Below are 2,069 nucleotides of genomic sequence, written 5' to 3'. Positions count from 1 at the left end.
TCTAGTTTGATTCCAAAAGTAGATATTCGTGAAGCCCGCGAGTTGATTGCCAATGGTATAGTTAGCGGTGGGATGATTCCCAAAGTCAGTTGTTGTGTGCGATCGCTTGCTCAAGGAGTCCGTGCAGCACACATCATTGATGGTCGCATTCCCCACGCCCTGTTACTAGAAATCTTTACTGATGTTGGAATTGGGACGATGATTCTCGGTTCGCAGTTTACCTTGTAGAGGAAGAGAGGCAGGGGAGCAGAGGAAAATGATTTGTAACTGTAATTTTGTGTAAATTAAAATTCCTTTTTTACTCGTGAGCGAGTCTTTAATACTCGTGAGCGAGTCTTTGATACTCGTGAGTGAGTCTTTAATACTCGTGAGCGAGTCTTTGATACTCGTGAGCGAGTCTTTAATACTCGTGAGCGAGTCTTTGATACTCGTGAGCGAGTCTTTAATACTCGTGAGCGAGTCTTTGATACTCGTGAGCGAGTCTTTGATACTCGTGAGCGAGTCTTTGATACTTGTGGACGAGTCTTTGATACTCGTGGACGAATCTTTAATATTCACCTCCCCTGCTCCACCTGCCTCCCCTACCCTCCTTCTCTATCGGGGATAGGTAATAATAACCCGCGATCGCCCGCCGCTAAATGGTCTACGATGCCATGAGTTATCTATAATCACCGGATTAACGATGGTTGAGTCTCGAATTGCCGGATTAATCAAAGTCGGATTAATCAGGGTGGAATTTCTCACGTTCTGCCTGAACTGGGGATAGTAATAATCAGGGTAATTATTGCGTTGTGGCATGAGTCCCGTTGCTGGGTCTACAGGCATAGGTGTGGGAATCGGACTACCATAAATAAAGGAACCGACAGGAGGCGATCGCCTAACTCCATAACCAGGTGTGGGAATCGGACTACCATAAATGAAGGAACCGACAGGAGGCGATCGCCTGACTCCATAACCACCATCAATCACGATCACACGCTGGGCAAAAGCTGGAGCAATGCTTACACCCATCACTGCTAAAGTCATACCTGCTAGGAGCCAATTCAGTTGCGAATGCTTGATTTTCAACATATTTTTGCTCTGCATTTGATACCGGAATTTTTAATCAGCAAATAGTTGCAGCTACTTAGTTAAAATTTTAGAAGTTTATTTACTTTCAGGTTGCCAGCTTTTGAAAAAATTCCAAAAAGATTGCTGGCATTGGCAAAATTAAAATAGTGCAGATTTTTGTATAAGCCGTGAGTGTAGAAAGTTTAGAAATTGCTAAAACCCGCTACCAGGCTGGGAAAGTTGCCTTTGAAAATGGGCAATACCGCGAAGCCATCGAAAATTTAGAAAAGGCCAGCGCCCTACTAGCTCGTAATTCTCGCCTTGGGGGGGAAGTAGAAATTCATCTAGTGACAGCTTATGAAGCAGCTGGACGCACCGATGATGCGATCGCTCTTTGCGAAAGACTTAAACGCCATGCCCATTTTGAAATTGGCAAACAAGCGCGACGGATGCTTTACATTTTAAAAGCACCAAAGCTGAAAAGACCCAGCCAGTGGATGACCGAAATCCCAGATTTGGCGGCACTACCCGATAATGAACTCAAAATTTCTATTGCTGCTAAGTCTACTAAATCTTCTGTGCAGCAGAAGCCTAAACCTACGGAGCCAGAATTCGTTGACCTCAGTCAGGTCAATACCAGAGATAATCGCTTTATCTGGGTGGCGCTAATTGCCATTGGTTTAACCATCTCCTACTTGGTTTGGTTGAATTTTTCAGGAACCCCTGGCTGATACCAATTTTGGATTTTAGATTTTGGATTTTGGATTAAAATTCTTTACCAAAACGGTGTTCCAAGAATCTCAAACAATACTAAGAAGTCAAGATTGGTTAAAAAGTTTGACTTTTGGGGAGACTTATAGTTATGAATTCTTCAAGTTTAGGAAAGATTTTCTTGTGGTTAATCAGACCATTTAGTTTTGTGTTGACACTGAATGGTCGAAATCGAATGAACCGCGTCTTTCCCATGCGAAATCCTATTCTGTGGCTAGTGCTGTTAACATCCCTGATACTGACTGGCT

General features: G+C 43.4%; 3 protein-coding genes and 1 pseudogene. 3 read left to right on the top strand and 1 reads right to left on the bottom strand.

The features are described 5' to 3' along the window. Positions 1-228 (top strand): annotated as a pseudogene (locus tag LC574_RS37410) (acetylglutamate kinase); the annotation flags it as partial. 76 nt (positions 229-304) lie between these two features. Then, positions 305-607, top strand: coding sequence for a hypothetical protein (locus LC574_RS37405; protein ID WP_229458666.1), 303 nt, complete (start codon positions 305-307; stop codon positions 605-607). On the opposite strand, the gene LC574_RS37400 is transcribed toward LC574_RS37405, so the two are convergent. After that, a complete protein-coding gene (locus LC574_RS37400; RefSeq protein WP_229458665.1) occupies positions 595-1,071 on the bottom strand; it encodes a hypothetical protein in 477 nt (158 codons plus the stop codon). The two genes, LC574_RS37405 and LC574_RS37400, sit on opposite strands and share 13 nt — an antisense overlap. A gap of 167 nt (positions 1,072-1,238) precedes the next feature. Here LC574_RS37400 and LC574_RS37395 point away from each other — a divergent pair, with 167 nt between their 5' ends. After that, on the top strand, positions 1,239-1,781 hold the full coding sequence (locus LC574_RS37395) for a tetratricopeptide repeat protein (RefSeq protein WP_229458664.1): 543 nt from the start codon (positions 1,239-1,241) through the stop codon (positions 1,779-1,781). The last annotated feature ends 288 nt before the right edge of the window (positions 1,782-2,069 follow it).

This window comes from Nostoc sp. CHAB 5715 (assembly GCF_020829685.1).
Lineage (GTDB): Bacteria > Cyanobacteriota > Cyanobacteriia > Cyanobacteriales > Nostocaceae > Nostoc.
The sequence above is the reverse complement of the archived record's forward strand: the minus strand, read 5'-3'. Positions and strand labels throughout refer to the sequence as shown.

Excerpts from the sequence above, each read along its gene's own strand:
- LC574_RS37400 (WP_229458665.1), bottom strand. The coding sequence starts at position 1,071 with ATGTTGAAAATCAAGCATTCGCAACTGAATTGGCTCCTAGCAGGTATG.